The 22,402-nt window shown below is 42.1% G+C and carries 14 protein-coding genes; 1 reads left to right on the top strand and 13 read right to left on the bottom strand.

Features of this window, described 5'->3' with window-relative positions; all coding sequences use genetic code 11:
• Positions 1-2 precede the first annotated feature (2 nt).
• The 13 genes from R2S08_RS00125 to R2S08_RS00065 form a co-directional block, all read right to left on the bottom strand.
• The gene (locus R2S08_RS00125) at positions 3-1,505 is read right to left on the bottom strand and encodes a RagB/SusD family nutrient uptake outer membrane protein (RefSeq protein ID WP_316833312.1); all 1,503 of its coding nucleotides are present in this window, start codon (positions 1,503-1,505) and stop codon (positions 3-5) included.
• Between the two features lie 15 nt (positions 1,506-1,520).
• Positions 1,521-4,706 carry a TonB-dependent receptor gene (locus R2S08_RS00120; RefSeq protein ID WP_316833311.1) on the bottom strand — a complete coding sequence of 1,062 codons (3,186 nt, stop codon included), beginning with the start codon at positions 4,704-4,706 and terminating at the stop codon, positions 1,521-1,523.
• Positions 4,707-4,888: 182 nt separating this feature from the next.
• A complete protein-coding gene (locus R2S08_RS00115) occupies positions 4,889-5,995 on the bottom strand; it encodes a FecR family protein (RefSeq protein WP_316833310.1) in 1,107 nt (368 codons plus the stop codon).
• A gap of 109 nt (positions 5,996-6,104) precedes the next feature.
• Positions 6,105-6,650: an RNA polymerase sigma factor gene (locus R2S08_RS00110; RefSeq protein ID WP_316833309.1), complete on the bottom strand. Its 546-nt coding sequence runs from the start codon at positions 6,648-6,650 to the stop codon at positions 6,105-6,107.
• A gap of 166 nt (positions 6,651-6,816) precedes the next feature.
• Positions 6,817-7,809, bottom strand: a complete 993-nt coding sequence (locus R2S08_RS00105) for a DUF6268 family outer membrane beta-barrel protein (RefSeq protein ID WP_316833308.1) — start codon at positions 7,807-7,809, stop codon at positions 6,817-6,819.
• A 266-nt stretch (positions 7,810-8,075) separates the two neighbouring features.
• The gene (locus R2S08_RS00100; RefSeq protein ID WP_316833307.1) at positions 8,076-9,491 is read right to left on the bottom strand and encodes an efflux transporter outer membrane subunit; all 1,416 of its coding nucleotides are present in this window, start codon (positions 9,489-9,491) and stop codon (positions 8,076-8,078) included.
• Positions 9,492-9,502: 11 nt separating this feature from the next.
• A complete protein-coding gene (locus tag R2S08_RS00095; RefSeq protein ID WP_316833306.1) occupies positions 9,503-12,715 on the bottom strand; it encodes an efflux RND transporter permease subunit in 3,213 nt (1,070 codons plus the stop codon).
• A gap of 24 nt (positions 12,716-12,739) precedes the next feature.
• Positions 12,740-13,876, bottom strand: coding sequence for an efflux RND transporter periplasmic adaptor subunit (locus R2S08_RS00090; RefSeq protein WP_316833305.1), 1,137 nt, complete (start codon positions 13,874-13,876; stop codon positions 12,740-12,742).
• Between the two features lie 135 nt (positions 13,877-14,011).
• Entirely contained in the window at positions 14,012-14,611 is a 600-nt protein-coding gene (locus R2S08_RS00085) for a TetR/AcrR family transcriptional regulator (RefSeq protein ID WP_316833304.1), read from the bottom strand.
• Positions 14,612-14,735: 124 nt separating this feature from the next.
• Positions 14,736-15,686: a helix-turn-helix transcriptional regulator gene (locus R2S08_RS00080; protein ID WP_316833303.1), complete on the bottom strand. Its 951-nt coding sequence runs from the start codon at positions 15,684-15,686 to the stop codon at positions 14,736-14,738.
• A 29-nt stretch (positions 15,687-15,715) separates the two neighbouring features.
• The gene (locus R2S08_RS00075) at positions 15,716-16,816 is read right to left on the bottom strand and encodes an efflux RND transporter periplasmic adaptor subunit (protein ID WP_316833302.1); all 1,101 of its coding nucleotides are present in this window, start codon (positions 16,814-16,816) and stop codon (positions 15,716-15,718) included.
• 26 nt (positions 16,817-16,842) lie between these two features.
• Complete coding sequence (locus R2S08_RS00070; protein ID WP_316833301.1) at positions 16,843-20,121, bottom strand: efflux RND transporter permease subunit; 3,279 nt, start codon at positions 20,119-20,121, stop codon at positions 16,843-16,845.
• An 11-nt stretch (positions 20,122-20,132) separates the two neighbouring features.
• Positions 20,133-21,527 carry a TolC family protein gene (locus tag R2S08_RS00065; protein WP_316833300.1) on the bottom strand — a complete coding sequence of 465 codons (1,395 nt, stop codon included), beginning with the start codon at positions 21,525-21,527 and terminating at the stop codon, positions 20,133-20,135.
• A gap of 175 nt (positions 21,528-21,702) precedes the next feature.
• Between R2S08_RS00065 and R2S08_RS00060 the strand changes: the two genes are divergently transcribed.
• Positions 21,703-22,080: a group III truncated hemoglobin gene (locus R2S08_RS00060; protein WP_316833299.1), complete on the top strand. Its 378-nt coding sequence runs from the start codon at positions 21,703-21,705 to the stop codon at positions 22,078-22,080.
• Positions 22,081-22,402 lie beyond the last annotated feature (322 nt).

Genomic DNA, 22,402 nt, shown 5'->3' with positions numbered 1-22,402 from the left:
GCTTAAGGATTCTGGGTCAGGTTCTTATTGTTGTCAATCTCATATTGAGGAACAAAAAAGATCACCCGGGCGTCCGTTGGCTGGATCGTTTGGGTAATGATGGTATTTGGCGTATTGTTTAAAGCATGTGTGCCCGGATAATTCCTCACCATAGGTCTGTTGTTCCTGAACAGGTCATAAGCCCGCTGTCCTTCAAAAGCAAATTCTAGCCGGCGCTCCTCCAAGACCACATCCAAAGCCGATTTTCCAGCCCCTGCTATTCCAGCCAAAGTCAAGACGGGGATACCTGCACGCGTACGAATCAGGTTTACATCATCCAAAGCCGCCTGTGCATTACCCAATTTCGCATTGGCTTCTGCCCTATTCAGGTACATTTCTGCAAAACGCAGGTATACAGGAGAACTTAAATTTACAACCCCTTCCTGAAGACTATATTTGGTGACATAATACATTGGAGCCGCAGGAGATAATTTAGGATTATACTGCAATACACCATTTATCTTATAAGGTGCAATAAAGCTATGTCTAAGATCAGCCGGATTTTTATCCAGCTCCGCAACATACTGTTGAGAAGCATAGATCTCGCCATAGCCTGTACTCCCCTGAGAACCCGGCGTACTTAAACTTCCAGGTGTTCCGCTGTAGTACATGGAGCCAATCGCTCCAAAACCCTGGTCTTCCGTTTTCATGTAACGAACCGCAAAAATAGTCTCTGCATTAGCCTCCGGTGTCACTGTAAAATAGTTCTGATAATCACTGCCCTGCAGCAATTTATACCTTCCTGATGCAATCACGAGATTAGCATATTTTATGGAATTGGCATTATCTCCCATATTCAGATAAACCCTGGACAACAAGGCATAAGCCACTTCTTTGGAAGCAAAAATATCCGATTTGCTCACCGTCATCAGATCTGCAGCCTTCAGGAGATCTGCCAAAACAGCATCATAAACTTCTTTCACACTCTTCCTTGCAGGCGTATCATCCGTAACACCTTCTTTTAAAACAGGCACACCCGGATTTGCCCCATTTCCCTGTATGTAAGGACGTCCAAATACTCTTACCAGGTTGAATTCCATCATTGCCCTTAAAAAAAGGTTCTCCCCCTTAAGCTGACGCAAATCTGCAGCAGACGCATCAGGAATAGCCGCAATGATCTTGTTGGCCGCAACCGTTACAAAATAGGCCTGTTTCCAGAAATTTGCACCATGTGTTCCGGTCGGAATATGTGTGTAACGATAACAACGGGAAAGATCATCTGAGGAAGGTTGTCCCTGAGCCACGTTATCACCCTGGTATTCCGTCAGAAAATGTGCACTCCTGATATAGGTAGCATCTCTTAATACCGCATAAGTTCCAATAGTTGCAGTTTCTATATCTCCTGCATTGGTCAGTGCAGACTGATCATCAATAGCCGTAGAAGGCTTTACTTCCTTTTTACAGGCACTCATGGCCACAACCACAGTTACCGAAAGCATAAATAGTTTTATATATTTTAATTTCATTGTGTCCTCCAATTTTTATAAACCGATGTTGATACCAAATAATATTTTCCTGCTGATGGGATATTTGAAGTTGCCCGCAGCATCACTAAAATCTACCTCCGGATCAACACCCGAGAATTTTGTACCTGTCCATAAGTTATCTCCGCTCACAAAGACCTTGGCATTTTTGATTTTTAACTTTGACAACCATTGTGTTGGTATATCATAACCCAGCGTCACATTCCGCAAACGGATGTAACTTCCATCTTCCAGGTATCTGGAAGAACTCTGGTTAGAATCATGGTTACCACCCAGAACAGGTTTTGGGTGCGTAGCGATATCGCCTACCTTTTCCCATCTGCTCCATCCGGATTTCAGGACCATCGCATTATAACTCTCATACAAACCGTCACTGTCAAAAAGGGCACGGCTGGCGTTATATACTTCGTTACCATACACAAAATTGAAAAAGGCACTTAAAGAAACTCCCTTGTAAGAAAAGGTATTGGTAATACCGCCGGTAAATTTAGGGGAAGCGGAAGTCCCTGTATATTGCCTGGTGGCCTGACTGTAGGTATTGGTCAAGGCCGTATATTGTTTACCATCAGCATCAGTGATGATCTTTTCCCATAACGGGTCTCCATTATTCGGATCTACACCTGCCCAGATCGGCATTTTCCAATCATAAATATCATGGCCAATAGCTCCTGGCTTACTGGCATCGGGTGCTATTGCATCTTTACCCTCATTTAAGTCTAATATCCGGTTTTGATTAAAGGCCATATTATAACTGGTCTCCCACTTAAACTGGCCGGTCAGGTTCCTGGAATTAATGCTGAACTCAATACCTCTATTCTTTAGGGCACCTACGTTATCAAAATAGTAACTATATCCGCTCGTACTTGGCAACGGAATCTGGAACAATAAAGCATCGGATCGTTTATCATACACATCCACCGTGATATCAATGCGCTTAAACAAACCAAAATCAACGCCAATATTGGTGGTTTTCTGTTTCTCCCAGGTCAGGTTTGGATTGGCTCTTTGTGAGGGTTTTGCACCCGGCGTTCCACCATAACTCGCGGATGCATCTATGACATATAATCCCAATGAAGGATAGTCACCAATTTCAGCATTCCCTGTGGTACCATAACTTGCCCGGAATTTCAAGAAGTTCAACGGCCCCATATTTTTAAGGAAGTCTTCATTTGATAAAATCCAGGAAGCACCTAATTGGTAGAAATTGCCCCCACTTTTATCACGGCCAAAGCGCGATGAATTTTCATGGACAAAGGAAGCGACTCCAAAATATTTTCCGGCATAGTTATATTCAGCCTGCGAAAGGTATTTACTAAAATTCACATCATTGTTCCCTCCTCCAGGGTTATCAATAATGTCGGTAGCAGTAGACATCACCGGACGGCCCGGAGGCAGGTTTTTTCCGCTCAGGCTGGCATCATCAAAATGCGATTTTTCTGCTTCCCCAACGGCCAAAATGCTTAAATTATGTTGTCCAAAACTGTTTTCATATTTTAAGCGATTTGAAGAAAGTAATCTGTTGGTATAAGAAGTATTATTATATAATTCTCCAGAATTTGCTCCTCCTTGTTTAGTTCTTTTATCATTATAGGTTACATAAAAATCATTAAAGAAATTGGCCCGGTTATAGGAAGCAAAACTCAGGTGTTTAGTTATGGTATAGTCCAGGTTCACATCCCCGTTTACATTTAAACTTCTTCCATTGGCAAAGTTATATTGGATGGATTGAAGAAAATTTTCCTTGTCCCTTCCCAGCCAATTAGCTGTTGTTCTTCCGTCAGTCGGTGTTCCGTCGGCATTGTAAGCCGGATCAAAAGGTAAATTCAAATAAGCATCACGCAGAGTGCTACTGGTTTGATAATTGTCCTTGGTATAAATGGTATTCAAGAGCACACTTAACTTTAAGCGCTGGGTAAGTTGAGAAGAAAGGTTTGCACGAAGGCTGTAAGCGGTCTTGTCGTTTTTCACCACTGTACCCTCTTCTTTATAATAATTACCGGAGATATAAAATTTAGATTTCTCTGTACCCCCGGAGGCTGAAAGCACATAATTCTGTGTCAAACCGGTCTGGGTAGCCAAATCCCACCAATTCGTATTCGTATTCAGAACTGCCGGATTGGGATTGGTGAAAGTCTTCTGATAATCATACAACTGCTGAGTATTCATCAGCTTAAAATTTCCCATGTTAGGCTTATTAAAACCTACAGTAGAGCTGATGTCAATTTTGGTCTCACCTGCTTTACCTGTCTTGGTCGTAATGATGATCACCCCACTTCCTGCTCTGGAACCATACAGACCAGTTGCGGCCGCATCTTTTAGAATCGTCACCGATTCCACATCTGCCGGGCTATAGGTTGCGTTAGAGGCCCCATATGCACCTACAATATTTCCATCTACAACAACCAAAGGTGCAGTACCACCGTTAATACTGCTCACTCCTCTAACCAAAACTTTCGGTGCTTCAGTTGGATCCCCGGATGCCGAAGATACTGTAACGCCTGGTGCCTTTCCCTGGATCATGCTCATCACATCATTCGAAGCCACACCTTTCAACTGTTCTGCATTCAATACTGTTACAGAACTCGACAATTCGCTCTGTTTTTTCGAAGAATACCCCACAACCACCACCTCATTCAAATTACTATTTTCTTCCTCCAGCTGGACATTAATCACCGTTCTTCCTGAAACCGGAACTTCCTTGGTTAAATAACCAACAGAACGAACCACCAAAACACCATCATTAGGTACCTTAAGAGAGAAATTTCCTGAAGCGTCTGAGGAAGTCCCAACTCCCCTGTCCGACTTTAAACTAATCGTAGCACCAGGAACTGCACCCGCCTTATCCGTAATTTTTCCTTTTACAATAATATCGTTTGCATTTTCCCCTTGTGTAGAAAGCATCACCAGTCCTTTACTCGTAACCGTATACTTCAATACCTCATTTGTAAATAATTTCTCCAGCACAACCTTGAGATCCGCATCAGCAACATCCAGATTCACCTTTCTGTCTGTATTCAGATAATTTGTACTGTATATAAAATGATATCGGCTTTGCTTCTCTATCATTTTCAAGATCTTATCAATCTTTTCGTTCTGCACTGTAATGCTGATCTTTTCCTGGGAAAGAACTTTGGCAGAAACCTGCATACAGAGAAGTAAAACAATGGTAAAAGTTAACTTCATATACAAAATTAGTTTTAGAACGGGCCGGTTAAGTCCCCATTTGAGTAATAGTTTATTTGTCATATATTTGAAAATTGGTTTCACAGCCAAAAACAGAGGAGACCTGCCGCTCAAAAGTAGCCTCCTCTAAAATGTTAACTATCAATAATTACCGGTTGGGTGTTGGAGCACCGAACCGGTTTTTATTTTGAAAGCTGAACAGTATTTCCTTTGATCTTATAATTAAAATAGTTTACGGTTTGCATTGCTTTTAATACTTCGTTTATCGGTTCATTTTTAAGGGTTGCGGTAAATTTATATTTTTTCACTTCGTCATCTTTGAAGGCCAGGGTAACCCCATACTCGCGTTCCAGTTTCTGCTGAAGCTCTATAAAAGTTTCATTATTGATTTCCAGGCCGTTATTCACCCAGGCGGTTTCTACCACAACATTCCTGTTGGTCAAATGCACATTGCTCACCAAAACTTTAGGAACGTCTTTTGCAAGCACCTCTTTAGCGGTAGGCATTTGATTTGCCTCCACCGTAATCTTTTCACTTGGCTTCAAAATAAAATGACGGTGGCTTTTGTCATTCAGGCTGGCCTGTATGCTTCCCATAATCAAAGAAGCCTCTGTACGGCGCTCATCCGGGTAAGCACTTACATTAAATTTCGTCCCAAGCACTTTAACATCCAATTTAGCTGTATGTACAATAAAAGGCACTGCAGGATTATGTTCCACCTCGAAAAAGGCTTCTCCAATGAGATCAACCTCGCGTGTATTTTTATTATAGCCTTTTCTTAAGCTGATCTTCGTATCTGCATTTAATGAAACTGTTGTTCCATCTTCAAACGTGATCTTCTTTCTCTGGGCCTTCTCTGTCTGAAAAATATTTTTACTTAGCTGCGTTCCCTGCTCTGCATTTAAAGAATTAGAGAGATTGGATTTCTTCCATACAAAAAAGCCACTGATCAATACCACGAGCATCACAAGAGCGGCCATCTTATACATTTTAAATTGACCGTTGCCGCTTACATAACTTTCACTGAGTTCGGGAACTGGCTGTTCCAAAACATTAAGTCTGGTCTGTATCAATTGCTTAAAATTGGCAAGTTCTGTTTCAACAGGCCGTTTATTGCCGCTCAGCTGCTGATACATAACCATAGCTTCACTCAGCTCCTGTTCTTTTTCAGGATGTTCTATTGTATAATTTTGCCAAAATCTGACATGTTCTTCATCATTGCCGGCACAATAGCTCAGAAAGCTTTCATCAGTAAGAAAATCTACAGATGTATATTGGTTATAATCCATTGTTTTGCCTGTTTAATCTAATAGTGCAGCAATCCGGATTTTTTCCTAAGAAAATTTCAAAAAAAATAAAATTAATTTAACACAGCCTTTATCTTAAAACAACACAAGCTTATTTCATCTCCTTTTTTAAGATCTTCAAAGCATCATAAATCGTATTATAAGCCGTTTTAACCGTAAGAGAAGCACGCTCTGCAATTTCAACATAAGAGAGGTCTTCAAAAAATTTGAGCTGAACGAGTTCCTTCTGCTTAGGGGTTAATTTTTGAAGTGCAGTTTTCAGTCTGGAACGCAGATGTTGCTCTGACTGGATATTCACGATGAACTCTTCGTAGGAAAGTTCATGTAATTCATCCTGTTGTGCATGAATTGCTTTTTGTCGCAATTCGTCATGATAATAATGCCGGGCTACCTTTCTTTTGATATAACTCAGCAAATAAGACTGAACATTCTCCACTTCCGGAAGAGTTTGATGTTTATCCCATATTTCCATAAACATTTCATTCACCAAATCCCTCGATAAGTCCACATCAGCTGAGTATTTGATTCCAAAATTCAGCAAATGAGTAAAAAGCAGTTCATAAAGCCGGAAAAGGGAACTGATATCCCCCTCCTTTATGCCGTTCCACTGCATTTTACAATCTGTTTTGCTTTCCATCTATAGCCAAATCTTGAAATGCCACCACTAAGTAACCATTATGCATATATACAGATTTTAATTTTCAGTAAAACATAATTCAGGGTTAAATTTCACCAAAAAGGCTGTGCAGCTACGGGGCTTAGCTACTTGAAGAAAAAATTACCGGAATTTCAAAAAGAAATGACTACAACGCTTTAAAAAATGGCAAAACAGAAATACTAAAGTTCACATAAGGCGCAGCCTTAAGCCTATTCTCTATAAAATAATCTTTACTCGGCGCACTCTTCTCAAATACCCTCGACTGTAATGGACTAAGCAAGCCACCACTGGCCCCTAAAACCACATACTTTGACAACCTGTATTCATAAGACGGACGAGTTTTAAGATCAAGCGTGGTGAAGATATTCTGCTGAGGCAGTGCTGGTACATTCAGATTCAGAAAAGCGAGCGTTCCGGTCATTTCCGTTCCAAAAGAAAGAAAAGATTTTTCAGACAACTGTTTCCTGATACTAATTCTGGAAGGCAGATCTACAAACAATTCCAAACTGTTACTGAATTTACGCCAGGCATTATAATATGGCAATACAGGCAAAGGAGCCGAAGGACCCACAACAACGACCACCCCAACAGACGAAGACCGGTCAGCGGTTCTCTTAAGGGTAAGTGCAGCAAGCCCCATATAGTTCATCCGGATATAAGAAAAATGCTCATTCGTAATCGCAAGGGCACTTACGCTATAAACCACAGGCTTATCAAACAAAGTACTTGCCCTGGTTACCCCAAGCCTGAAATTAAAGGTATTCTCTTTAATCACCATTTTCGCTCCCTGAACCACACTTGACTCACCATTGATATCACTAAGAGATATTTTTTGCTGCACCAGTCCCAGAGAAGAGGAAATGAGATTTTTTCCAATCTCTGCTACAGGAATGTTAACGTAGGTCCTGATCCTTGAAATCTGAACTTTACTTTCCAGAACCCTGTTGCCATACAGATCAGACTTCAAATCCTGCTTGCCCGCAAACTCCGTAGAAATTCCTCCCTGACGCAACAGAGGATATCGCAAAGCAATTTCCCTCAAAGCAACCATCTTTAAAGAATCTGTAAGTTTTGATGAACCAATCGCCTCACTTCCCTTTTTCACAGATGCCTGCCCATAAACCAGCGTTACCGACATCAAACCACTCACAAAAAAACTAGAACTTGTTTTAACCGCATAAATATCTCCATATCATATAGGATCTAAAGATGCGTTCCAACACATGGGAAGAAAAGCAAAAAAGATCCCAAACGGACAAAACCACCAGCGAAACGAACACAAAAAAAGAAAAGCCACCCTACCGGATGACCTCCCAAAAAAATGTTTTTGAATAAAATGACCTAGCGTCTTCGAGCTCCTTCAGCGAGAATATGCAGTCATTTTATTCAAAACATTTTTCCCCTCTAATTCCAGCCTCCCCCCAGTGAACGGTACAGCTCAATCATAGAATTCAATCTTGCCGCCTTAAGCGTAGCCATATCCAACTCACTCTGCAACAAATTTCCCTGCGCAGTAATCACCTCCAGATAATTGGCCATGCCATTTCTAAACAACAAGTTCGCATTCTTTACCGCTTTCTGCAAAGTCTGCACCCGGCTGCTGGCAATCGTATATTGTTGTTTCAGTTTTTCCTGTTTGATCAGTTCATCAGATACCTCACCAACTGCATTCAATACAGACTGTCTGAACTGCAGTACCGCTTTCTCCCGATCTACCTTGGCCACCTCAAACTGGGTTTTCAATTCTTTACGCTGAAAGATCGGCTGCGTAATACCACCTGTAACCAAACCAAATAAAGAAGCCGGTACATTAAACCAGTTACTCGCTTTAAAAGAATTCAAGCCACCACTGGCCGTAATGCTCAGAGAAGGGTACATACTGGCTTTAGTTACGCCAACTTTTGCATTTGCTATTGCCAAAGCCAGTTCCGATGTTTTCACATCAGGTCTGCGGCTCACCATATCCGAAGGTATACCCGCAGATAAAGATTCAGGCACTACCATTTGGTCCAAATTAGCCTGACGCTCTACAGCTGAAGGCAGCTGACCGGTTAAAATACGTAATGCATTTTCCTGTACACCTACGCTTTGCTCCAGTTGCGGAACCAGCTGCGCCGCTACTGTCTGTTGTGCTTCTGCCTGCTGAATGGCCAGAGATGTCACCTGACCAGCATCAAACTGCATATGAATGATCCGAAGTGTACTGTCATTTAAAGCCAGGTTCTTTTTAGCCACCTGCAATTGGGCATCCATCATGAGCAAATTGTAGTAACCCTGAGCTACATTAGCAACCAAACGGGTTTGTACCGCCTTCTTAGCTTCCCTGCTTTGCAGATAGGTCGCAAAAGCACCTTGCTTTTGGCTCCTGATCTTTCCCCATATATCTGCTTCCCAGCTTAATCCCAGATTGGCATTATAATCTTCAATATGGCTGGTTCCCAAAAACTGGCTGGTACTTAAACCATTCAGACTATTGTCTGAAGGTCGGTTGGAACTTCCTGTAATCTGCAAATTAAGCGAAGGGATATTGCCCAGTTTCGACTGTTTAAACAGCAGCTCTGAGGCCTCAATATTCTTCACAGCAATCTGCAGGTCATAGTTCCGCAGCAAAGCAGTATCAATCAGTTTACGCAGCTCTGCTTCTGCAATAAACTGCTTCAAAGGAACAGCACCAATACTGGAAGTATCTGCTGTTAAAGCAACTCCCCTGAAAGCCTCAGGGGTAGCTGATTTAGGTACCTGGATATCCTTTGATACTTTACAGGCGCTTAAAAAGACGACCAGTAATAAAAAAGCATATGGATTTATATATCGTTTCATTTTTCTAATTGTTAATTATTATGCAATTCCAGCTTTTCTGTTTCCCTTACAGTTCCATTTTCATCCTGGTCTTTACGGTTCAATACCGCTACTGGCAAGCCGGTGAACCGCTCCTGCAAATGCTGGAAGATCACAAACAATACAGGGATAATGAATAATCCAAGCACAACACCCGACACCATACCACCTGCTGCGCCGATACTGATGGAGTGGTTACCTTGTGCTGAAGGACCAGTGGCAATACTCATTGGGAATAAACCGAACACAAAAGCCAATGATGTCATAATGATCGGTCTTATCCTTAATCTCGCTGCTTCTATAGCCGCTTCCACCAAACCAAGTCCGGCCTTACGCCTTTGGACGGCAAACTCAACAATAAGTATGGCGTTTTTAGCCAAGAGTCCAATAAGCATAATCAGCGCTACCTGTACATAAATGTTATTTTCGATACCCGTTAAACCCAATACCACAAACACGCCAAATACACCTGTAGGGATGGAAAGTATTACCGCCAACGGCAGGATATAACTTTCGTATTGTGCTGATAACAAGAAATATACAAACACCAGACAAAGTAAAAATATCACAGTTGATTGTCCTCCTGAAGAAATTTCCTCACGTGTTTGCCCAGAGAATTCATAAGCAAACCCGGTTGGCAATTGTTCCTTCGCCGTTTCCTGTATAGCCTTAATTGCATCACCGGAGCTGTAACCTGGTTTAGGAATAGCGTTTACCTCGATAGAGTTAAACAGATTATAACGCGAAGCCGTTTCTGAACCATAAACACGGGTTAATTTAACAAGCGTATTGATGGGCACGCTTTCTCCCGCTTTGTTTTTAACAAATACACGATCAATACTTGTAGGATCGGTCCTGTCGGCAATATCAGCCTGAACCACCACACGATAGTATTTACCAAAGCGGTTAAAGTCTGATGCCTGTGCAGTACCAAAATAAGCCTGCATGGTTTGTAAAATGTCTTTAACATTTACACCCAACTGATCAGCCTTTTGGTCATCAACATCCAACTGTAACTGAGGATAGTCTGCTTTATAAGAAGTAAAGGCATAAGCAATTGCCGGTTTCGCCATTAACTTTGCTATAAAGTTATTAGCTACACCACTAAATTTATCCAACCTGCCATTGGTTTTATCCTGTAACGTCACATTCATGGCCTCAACGTTACTAAATCCTGGAACGGTCGGGAAACTGAATACAAAGAAGGTACCGGCAGATATGGCCGCCATTTTGGCCCTTACTATATTTTGTATTTCATCGATATTTTTTACCGCCCCTCTTTGGTCATTTGGTTTTAACAATAAAAAGATCTGACCAGCAGATGGGCTGTTAGATGCCGTTAAAAAGTTATAACCTGCCAGCGACATCACAAATCTTGCTGATGGCATATCGCTCAACTCTTTTTCAGCTTGTTTTAATATTTTGTTGGTATTGCTTAATGAAGTTCCTGATGGACTGGCAACAGCAATAGCCACAAAACCCTGATCCTCTGTAGGAATAAAACCTGTTTTTGTTCTGCTGACCAGGAAAACTGTTACAGCAACTATTAATGCAAGCCCAGCCATGCTAATCCATTTATTACGGATAAGGATTTTTAAGCCGCCAATATATCTCTTGGTCATGTAATTAAACCCACCATTAAAGCCCGCATAAAACTTCTCAACAAAACCTTTCTTAGGCACCTGGTGACCATCTGCTGTATGTTTATTCTTTAAAAATAAGGCAGCCAGGGCAGGACTTAAAGTTAAGGCATTAACAGCTGATATAATGATGGCTATAGCCATTGTTAATGCAAACTGTTTGTAAAATATACCTGTCGAGCCAGTCATAAAACTAACCGGTAAAAATACCGCCGACATGACCAGTGTAATAGATATAATTGCCCCGGTAATTTCATGCATGGCCTGGGTAGTTGCCGCTTTGGGAGTAAGCGTGGGGTCATCTTCCATTTTGGCATGCACCGCCTCCACCACCACAATCGCATCATCCACCACAATACCAATAGCCAATACAAGGGCGAACAGCGTTAAAAGATTGACAGAGAATCCGAAGAGATTCATGAAGAAGAAAGTACCAATAATAGCAACCGGAACTGCTATAGCCGGGATCAGGGTTGACCTGAAATCCTGAAGGAATATAAATACTACAATAAATACCAGTATAAAGGCTTCCACTAAGGTATGCTCCACCTGGTTGATGGATTCATCAAGATCGGTTTTAGTTCGATAAAACTGATTATATTTAATTCCCTTAGGAAAATCCTTTGAAAGTTTTTCCATTAGTTTATCAATGGAAATCTGGATTTCGTTGGCATTTGACCCTGATAATTGTATGATACCAATCGTAATTCCATCGTGTCCGTTTAAGCGGTTTACACTACTATAACTATAAGCTCCGAGTTCAACACGTGCAACATCTTTTAAACGTAATATAGAACCATCTGAATTTGAACGGATAGCAATATTCTGATATTCCTCCGGTTTCGTAAGCTTGCCTTTATATTTAATTACATATTCGTATGCCTCATTACTTCGTTCTCCAACCCTGCCTGGCGCAGCTTCCAGGTTTTTGTCCTGAATAGCACTGATGACTTCATTAGGTGTAATTTTGTAGGTTGCCAACTGACTTGGATTTAACCAAATACGCATTGAATAGTCTTTAATACCACCAAATACACTGGCAGAACCTACACCCGAGATACGTTTGATTTCGGGGATTATATTGATCTGAGCATAGTTATTTACAAAAACTGCATCGTATTTTTTTGGATCCTCTGAGTAAATACCTATCGCACCAATAAAGCTATTTTGCTGTTTAGTAGTCGTTATACCATATTGTACAACCTCTGCAGGCAATTGACTCGTTGCTTGTGAAACACGATTTTGCACGTTAACAGCGGCCTGATCGGGGTTCGTACCTTGTTTAAAGTAAACCGTAATACCCAATGTACCGTCATTACTTGCAGTAGAGGTCATGTATGTCATGTCCTCCACACCATTAATTGCCTCTTCCAATGACGGAGTTACCGAACGTAAAATCGTTTCGGCATTTGCACCCGGGTATACAGCAGTTACCAATACCGACGGAGGTGCGATATTAGGAAAGCGCTCTAAGGGCAGCTTTGTTAAGGCAAGTATACCAACGATCACCAATAATATGGAGATCACTGTTGAAAGTACCGGCCTTTCTATAAATTTTTGAAACATGACTTTTAAACTTTAAGTTTTATATTAATTTTTTATTCTTGCAACAGCTACTTTATCTGCTGCCTTTTGAGGCTGGATAGCCATGCCTTCCTGTAATTTATCAATGCCGCTTAATACAATCTGGTCGCCAGCTTTTACGCCGTCTTTAACCAAATAATTTTCGCCAGCTTTACCAACAATAGTAATAGCTTGTTTTTTCACCTTACTGCTGTCACCCACAGTAAATACAAATACTTTATCCTGCATATCAATAGTAGCAGACTGAGGAATAATCAATGCATCGTTGTGCTGCAGGCTCAAGCGGATCTTTCCGGTGTTACCAGATCTGATCAGACCTTCCGGATTTGGAAAACTCGCTCTGATGGTAATGGCACCGGTATTCTTGTCAAACTGACCGTCAATCACATCGATCTTACCAGGTTTGGCGTATTCGGTATTGTCGGCAAGCAGCAAAGTAACCGCAGGCAATTGTTTCAGTTTATCTTTCAGTGTCTGGCCAGGATATTGTTCCTTAAAGTTCACAAAGTCCTTTTCACCCAGAGAAAAATACACATGCACATCATGTACATCAGACAGTTGAGTTAAAGCTTCCACATCTGTCGGACCAACCAGACTACCACGTTTTTTAAGCAGCCTTCCAATATAACCGCTTACAGGAGCTTTAATTAAGGTATAGCTCAGATTAATAGAGGCGGTAGAAACATTGGCTTTAGCCTGCTCTACGTTCGCTTTGGCAGCTAGTGCAGTCGCTTTAGCAGATTTTAACTGAAATTCAGAGATCACTTTATTCTGTACCAGTGGCGTTAAACGCTCTACCTCCAACTGGGCATTAATCACTGCCGCTTCTGCAGAATGCTGGGCTGCAAGTGCATTGTTTAAAGCTGCGCGGAAAGGCAGTTCATTGATTTTAAAGATGGACTGTCCTGCACTTACAAATGCACCTTCATCCACAAATACTTTATCCAGTGTACCGCTCACCTGAGGGCGAACTTCAACATTTACCGTACCTTCAATAGAAGCAGGGTATTCCTGGAAGGTTGTTTCCGTTCCGGAAACAACAGCGGCCACAGGTAAGGCAGGCGGCGGCGGTGCAGCTACCTGAGGATTCTTACTTGAACAAGCCATTAAAAATAAAACAGAGAGTAGTAGTATTGGTTTCATAACGTTATTAGACGATTTAACAGTGTTAGATAATAGGGCGGAGATGGGGGGATATTTCATGATATTTATTATTATGTAGATTTATAACGGATATAAGTGATTTAACAGCGTTAGATGACCAGGCAAAAAAAAGGATTAATCGTTTATGAACCGGATGATGCCTTTCAACGCATCTCTTAAAATATGCTGGTTCATCTCTTCATTGGTTCCTTTCTGAACCAGATTGATCGAGATCAGGCCATGCACAATAGACCAGAACGTATAATATTTTCTGCAAATCAGGTCTTCATCAGGTTCCACCTTCGTAATGAGTTGTCTGATCACATCATCATACATACGGCTTACCCGCTCTGCCTCCGGCAATGCTTTTTTAACCTCACAACAAATCATTTCCACTCCATACATGATCTGGTAAAATTCCTTGTGTTCAAAAGCGAAATCCCAGTAAGCAATCCACATCGCCTCCATTTGATCGGCTGGATGTTCATGTGCGTTTCTGGCTGCTTCTACTTTTGCACCCAGCAGAATATAACCCCTGCTGGTCAGCTCTAAAAGAATGCCTTCTTTGTTTGCAAAATATTCATAAATGATCGGCGCAGTATACTCAATAGCATCCGCAATTTTGCGCATGCTCAAAGCCTGCCACCCTTCTTCCTGGGCAATCTGAAGCGCAGCATCCAGGATGTTATTCCTGGTCTCTTCTTTTAAACGCTGGATTCTTTCTTTGCTTCCCATGATTAATTATATAGAGGTGTAAATAATTTAACACCGTTAAGCAAATGTAGATACTTCTTAAATAAGAATCTATCATTCATTTGTCAAAATGAAATAAAATGGCTTTAAACGCCTTTAAACACACTTATTCTGTAAAAACTTGCCTAAAAGATTTAGGCGTTCCCTGCATTTGCCTTCTAAAAAAGATATTAAAATTAGCAGGGTACTCAAATCCCAGACAATAGGCAATCTGCGAAACATTCCATTCTGTATGTTTCAACAGGGCCACAGCTTCGTTCGCTATTCTTTTAGAAATATGCTCAGAGGTTGTTTTCCCGGTTACCTCCTTAACGGCATGGTTCAAATGGTTTACATGAACCGCCAGTTTAGCCGCAAAATCATGCGCGGTTTTCAGTTCCAGTATATGATCTGTAGAACCAATCGGGAATTGCCTTTCCAGCAACTCCATAAAGAGCGAAGCCAGACGCACTGAAGCATTACTGTGTTTAATATCTGTAGATGCAGGCTGTACTTTGATCGCCTCATGAACAATCAGGTTCACATAGTTACGGATCAGGTCATATTTATGTACATATTCCCCATTCATCTCCTCCATGATCTTTAAAAAGAGCTCCATAAATATACCCTCCTGATGTTCATCTATCCGGATCAGCGGACAGCCATGAATCCTCCACAACAGGGACTCTTTCAGGCTCTCATTTTTTTTACGCATAAAGTTCTCCGTAAAAAGACAAAAATACCCGCCCTGTGTTTCAGAGGTTCCCTCCCAGGAATAGGGTATATTCGGATTTGTAAACAAGAGCGCGCGTCCTTTTACCTCTATACGTTCATTTGGAAAATGAAGTATACCACAACCAATGATCAGAGAGATCTTGTAAAAATCTCTCCGGTTATAAGGTGATGGATTGACAGAACAATAAACCGACCTTTTAAACACATTAAAATGGCCAATGTCGTTCACCATTCCCAAACTTGGCACCACAACTTCAGGCCGGTTAATTTTAAGCCTGTCGTAAAAATCCTGCAGCGTTTCGCTTTTCAATACATTATAAAATTCCTGGTTTCTGGCCGGCATATGACGATGATAAAAAAACTAATATAAAGTTAAGACTTTATTACAGTTCCGTCACGCATTTCTTCGCTCGGTTCTGTCACAAATTCATCACCTGCATTCAGATTTCCAAAAACCTCTATCTTGTTATCGGTTTCACGGCCTTTCTTAACGGCAATTTTTTCCGTCTTGCCATTCACCACTTTGATCACAAAGAGACCTTCACTGGTGTCGAGCAATGCTTTTTTAGGAACAGTAAAAGTACTGGCATTGGCCGGAAGCGGGATACTGACCTCGGCCACCATACCTGGCAACAGCTTTTTATCGTTGTTGAGCACATCCATTTCTACCTTTTCAGAACGTAAACGCAGATCCAGAGCTCCTGCTAAACGCTTCACATCAGCCGTAAAAGTCTGGCTTGGAAGTGATTTAACCGTAAAAGTAACCTGGTGCCCGTCTTTAAGATAACCTGTATACACCTCCGGAATAGAAATGGCTAAACGGAGTTTCTTTTGCTCCTGCAAAGTAAACAATGGGAACTCCGATCCTTTTCCTGAAGGGCCAACATAAGCACCTAAATTCACATTTCTTGCCGTAATGATCCCGCTAAACGGCGCGCGGATCTCCAGATAGTTCTGAATTGCACCTACTTCTTTTAAAGCTGCTTTCGCCGCTTCAAACTGCGCATAATCTGAATTCTTTCTGGCCATGGCCTGATCCAGATCATTCTTGGAAATGGTACCCGGTGTTTTGCTGGTTTCAAACAAACGGTCATAGTTCGCCTTGCTGGCTGTATAAACTGCTTCCTGAGCTTTAAGCTTAGATTGTGCAGCAGCAATCTGAGAAGTCATTTCCGGCGCTTCCAGGGTCATGAGCAGTTGCCCCTGGGTAACCTGCGAACCGATATCTGCCTTTAATGTCTTTACAAAACTGCTCACTTTGGCATACAGATCTACCTGTTGATACGCGGTCAGTTCGCCTGGCAGACGAAGTGCTGTAGACAATTTCTCCTTTTCCAGTTTAAAAGTAGCCACAGGAGCTGCTTTCTCTGTTTTTACCTCTTCTTTCTTCGCTGAAGCCGTACAGCCATGCAATATTGTAACAAGGGCCAGGCCGCCTGCAACCAGTGTACCCTGAAATATCTTTGTTTTCATTTGTATCAAATTTAAATATCTTACCATTAATCTACTAAACCTTTAATGTAATGCTTGCTTTCTTCATCTTCCGGATCCAGTGAAATGGACTGCGTAGATACTTTACCCTGTACCCAGGCAAATACCAGTGGCAGGATCACTAGTACAGCAAAAGTAGAAGCGACCAATCCGCCAATTACCGCTCTTCCCAGCGGAGACACCTGATCTCCACCCTCTCCATGTCCTATAGCCATTGGAAGCATACCCGCCACCATGGCCACACTGGTCATGATGATCGGCCGCAGCCTTAAAGCCGCAGCCTCTTTTGCCGATTCCAGCGCATTGCCATTGTGCTTCCTTAAATGCTCCGCATTGGTGATCAGCAAGACCGCATTGGCAATGGACACCCCGACCGACATAATGATCCCCATATAGGACTGCAAATTCAATGTAGAGCCTGTTACCGTTAACAACAGCAGAGCGCCTAATACCACCGCAGGTACAGTAGCCAAAATCACCAGTGGTACTTTAAACGACTGGAAGTTGGCCGACAACATTAAAAAGATCACCACAATGGCCACTAGTAAACCAGACTGCAAACTGCTTAGGGTATCTTTCAGAACCTGGGTTAAACCTACCGGCTGAATCATCAAACCACGTGGAAGTTCTCCTACAGCCTTAATGGCTTTCTCAATATCTTTAGTTGCAGAACCCAGATCTTTTTTGTTCAGATTGGCCGTTACCGAAAGAAAAGGCGTTGCGCCAACGTTGTCATTTTCTCCATAGGTCGTATCCGGGGTGATGGTTGCCACATCCGAAAGTACCGGCCGGGTTGCATTTCTCAACAGAGGAATTTCCCCGATATCATCTTTGGAATTCATCTGGTTAAAAGGCACCTGTACCTGCACATTATAGGTCAGTCCGATCTTCTCGTCCATCCAAACGTTCTTGTCTGTATAACGGGAAGATGACGTAGAAGCCACCAGAGATTTAGAGATATCATTCAGATCGACCCCCAGTTGTGCCGCCCTTACGCGGTCTATATTGATGTTCATAGAAGGATATTTGATGGGCTGTGCAATCTGTACATCCCTCAGATAGCTGATCTTCTTCAATTCGGCCATGATCTTATTGGCATAAACTTCATTGACCTTTTTGTTCTTACCGGCAATCCTGACCTCTACCGGCGTAGGAGAACCCTGACTCAATACTTTATCCGTCAGCTCTATCGGCTCAAAAGAAAGCTTAAGTTCAGGTGAAAGCTTTTTGATCCGCTCCCGTAATTTATCCTTAAATTCCTCCATATCCGTATGGTAATCTTTCAAACCAATCTGGAAAACGGCCTCATGAGGACCAGCCATAAATAAATAGATCGGGTTCACCGAGAACAAAGCCGGGTGCTGGCCAACATATACCGAAGTAATGGCAATATGTTCCGGCCCTACCATTTTCTTCAGTTCGCCAAGGATCAATTGTGCTTTCTCTTCTGTCCGCTCCAAACGGGTACCGTCTGGCGCTTTCATCCGCAACTGGAATTGACTGGAGTTTACCTTTGGAAGCACATCCCTACCTATTGTACTCAGCAACAGCACCGCCAGACCGGTAATCAATATCAGATACAGGATCACCACAGGTTTACGGTGTGGCATCAAACGGTTTAAGAAACGCATAAACCGGTTCCTGAACCGCTCAAACAAACTGATCTTTCCATCTTTGTTAAAGTCTTCCCGTTCCACCAAAAGCTTTTTCTGATTTAGCGTGTCTTTCTCCGATTCAGGCGTTAAACCTGTAGACAGAAAAACAGCTTCATCTTCCGTTACACCTTTTGGATGTTTGGTTACTTTATGCGGATGTGCAACCATCAGCCAGTTGGCCATGATGGGTACAAAAGTTTGAGATAAAAAGAAAGAAACCACCATAGAAAAACCGATGGCCATAGCCAGAGGCAAGAATAAAGCGCCCGGAATTCCGCTCATGGTAAAAGCCGGTGCAAACACCGCCAGAATACACAACAAGATGAGTAATTTCGGAAAAGCGATCTCTTTACAGGCATCCCAGATGGCCAATGCTTTGGGTTTTCCCATATCAAAGTGCTGGTGTATGTTCTCTATCGTTACTGTAGACTCATCCACCAAAATACCAATTGCCAGTGCCAGACCACTCAGCGACATAATATTGATCGTTTGGCCAAAGAGCTTAAGGAACAATACCCCCGCTATAATAGAGGTTGGAATGGTTAAAATAACGATCAGTGCCGCACGTTTATCACCCAGGAACAACAACACCATTAAACCAGTCAGAATCGCTCCGATGGCCCCCTCACTGATCAAACTTTTTACCGCATTGATCACATATACGCTCTGATCAAATTCATAAGACAACTTAACATCTTCAGGCAGTGTATTCTGGATTAAAGGAAGGTTCTTTTTCAGGTTTTTTACCACATCCCAGGTAGATGCATCACCCGATTTTGCAATACTAATGTATACCGAACGTTTACCGTTGATCAAGGCATAGCCCGCGGTAGCATCTGCTCCATCTTTAACCACCGCCACATCTTTCAAGTATAAGTTCTGTACCCCGCCTTTAAACAAAGGGATATTTTCAAAATCCTTGATTTTCTGAATGGTATAATTGGTGGGTGTAATGTAATTCTTATTGCCAATCCTCACGTTTCCGGAAGGCGCAGTCTGGTTGTTAACCCGGATGGCTTCAACCACCTGATCCACGGTCAGGTTGTGTGAACGCATTAAATTCGGGTCTACGTTAATCTCTATTGTACGCGGACTTCCACCAAAAGGTGCTGGTGCCAGTAAACCAGGGATGGCCGTAAAAGAAGAACGGACATAAATATTGGCCATATCCTGCAACTCGTTATTGGAACGGATCGGACTGCTCAGCACCAATTGTCCAACAGGTAAGGAGGAGGCATCAAAACGAATGATAAAGGGCGGCTGTGAACCTGGCGGAAAAATGGCCTGTGCCCTGTTGGAGAGCGCACTGAGTTCCGAGGCCGCCTGTGCCATATTCGTCCCTTCGTAATAGGTGAGCTTCATCAGCATTAAACCCTGTACGTTTTTGGTTTCAATGGTCTTGATCCCATTGGCAAAAAGCAGAATATTGATATACTGCTTACCAAAATAAGCCTCCATTTGCGTTGGGGTATAGCCCCCAAAAGGGTGCGCAATATAGATCACCGGTAAGTTCATCTTTGGCAGGATATCCACCTTGATGTCGCTGATGGCACCAATCCCAAAGAAGAAGAGTCCGGCAACCAATACCAGGATGGATATTGGTTTTCTAAGTGCGAAACGTATTAGATTCATTGATGTATAGATTAGAATTCGTTTATAAAAAGATCATAATTGCCCAGTGCGGCAGATTTAAGGAGCAGTGCCTGCCATACATTGTTGTATGCAATGTCGCGGTCGGTTTCTGCCCGGTTCAGGGTATATAAGGCCTGGGTTAAATCCACCATTGTGGTGAGACCATTTTTATATAAAGTACTTTTTTGCAGATAAGCATCTGAGGCCGCCTTGACCTGGATGGGTGCCTCCTTATAATTGTCTATCGCGTTTTTCAGTTTGGTATCTGACAAGGCCAGTTGCGCCTGCAGTTGTTTGTTCACCAGCTCATACTCGTCCTGAAGACCTCTGGAAATGTACTCCTGTGCTCTAACCTGTGGCTGAGTACGAGCTATAGAGGTCAGGTTCCAGACCATCCCAACACCAAAAAGGTAGTTACCACGAGTGGGATTCACCCCATCGGCATAACTTTGGGTAAATGCCGTCTGGTTCTGTGCATAAGCAGAACTGAAGCCAGAACCCCTGCCCTGCATCACACCAAAAAGAGAAAAGGTAGGATAATAGGATCTTTTATAATAATTTGTTTGTTCATTGCTCACGTCTACTCTGTTTTTATAGTAGTTTAAAATCGGGTGATTACCCTTGATCAGTGTATCTGCTCCATATTGCACCGGAATCCGGGTAATGGAAGCCGTATCTATAGTAAAGTTAACTGCAGTGACTCCCATCTGAACACCCAGCTTATTGGCCTGCTCCTGTTCCAGATCTTTAGCCTTGGTTAAAGAGATCCGGGCATTGGACACTTCTGCCTTGGCCAGAGAAGAATCTACACCAGCAATTAAGCCGTTCTTAGCACGCAACACAGCCGTATTTTGAAACACCAGTGCCCGTTCCAGGTTTCTCTTCTGCGATAAGGTTAAGCGCTGGGCCGCCAGCAAATTTAAATAAGCTGCAGAGACCCTGATTTCCTGCTGAAACCGCTCCTGCTCCAGATCCTTTTTATCCCGGTTCAATACTGTCTGGGCAACTTTGATCTTTTCTTTAATGCGTCCGAAAGTAAAAAAATCCCAATTGACATTGGCCAGGTAAAGTGAACCAAAAGCAGCATTCCAGTTTTGTTTGTCTAATGCGGGGCCGGAAGAGGCAACTGCTAAGCCACCCAAACCATAGGATGGTCCATTCTGACCATTGATCGTTCCATAGTCATTCTGTGCAGACAAACTTAGGTTTGGCAAATAATCTCTTTTACTTTGCTTTACAGATTCTTCAGAGGCGTGGACATAATTACCTTTGGCTTTCAGCAGATCATAATTGGTCAGTGCGGTGTTTACCGCCTCCTTTAAACTCAGGGTTTGTGCATTTAAAATCCCCGCGCCAATAAAAAGGAAATAAAATAGAAATAAAACAAATGATTTTACGCTAAGCATAGTGTGTATTTTACACTGCAAATTTATTCCGAAGGCATAAATTCAAAGTATGTGCTTCAAATCAATAATTATTTGAATCAAATAATTTGGACAGGAGCGCATACTTTACTTTTCTATTACAATTATGCCCATACGGTATTTAAATGCCCTATTTCTTATACTTACTTTTACTGCTATGAAGGATATTGAGAAAAAAGAGGACCTAGAGTTACTGGTGAATGCATTTTACAATAAGGCGCTGGAAGATGAGGTGATCGGTCCGGTTTTCAAAGCCGCCGATTTTTCCTTAACAGAGCATATTCCGGTTATGGTCTGCTTTTGGGAAACCATTTTATTTGATGTGCATACTTACAGTGGAAACCCCATGCTTAAACATATCCAACTGAATCAGTTCATCCCTTTAAAACCAGAACATTTCCAGCGCTGGCTGGTGCTTTGGGAAGATGTACTTAAAACCCATTTTAAAGGAGAAAGAACGGATGAGGCTTTAAAACGGGCATCCTCTATTGCCCAAATGATGCAAATTAAAATTTCCAGGAGCGCACAGCCATAGCTCCGGTAAATCCCCCGGTTGATCACTCCCCCCATAACTAAGATTCAAAACCAACAAATTAAGATGGAAGAACAAGCATACATCTGCATACATTCATGCCTGGAACAGGTTACTAATTGGTTTATTAAAAACAGGGATTAAACAGGGACCAAACAGGGACTAAACAGGGATCAACCAGGAATAAAATACCTGTTCAGTCTCTGTTTTTTTCTTATTTGTTATAGAGATAATTCTTATTTACCTGGAACTATTCACCTCGTAGTATTCAACTAAATACAAACCAAACACATAAAAAACAGAAAGATTAAAAAAGAAACGAAGT

This window comes from Pedobacter nutrimenti (assembly GCF_032678445.1).
In the GTDB taxonomy this organism is placed as follows: Bacteria; Bacteroidota; Bacteroidia; order Sphingobacteriales; family Sphingobacteriaceae; genus Pedobacter; species Pedobacter nutrimenti_A.
This window is presented reverse-complemented; position numbering and strand designations above follow the sequence as displayed.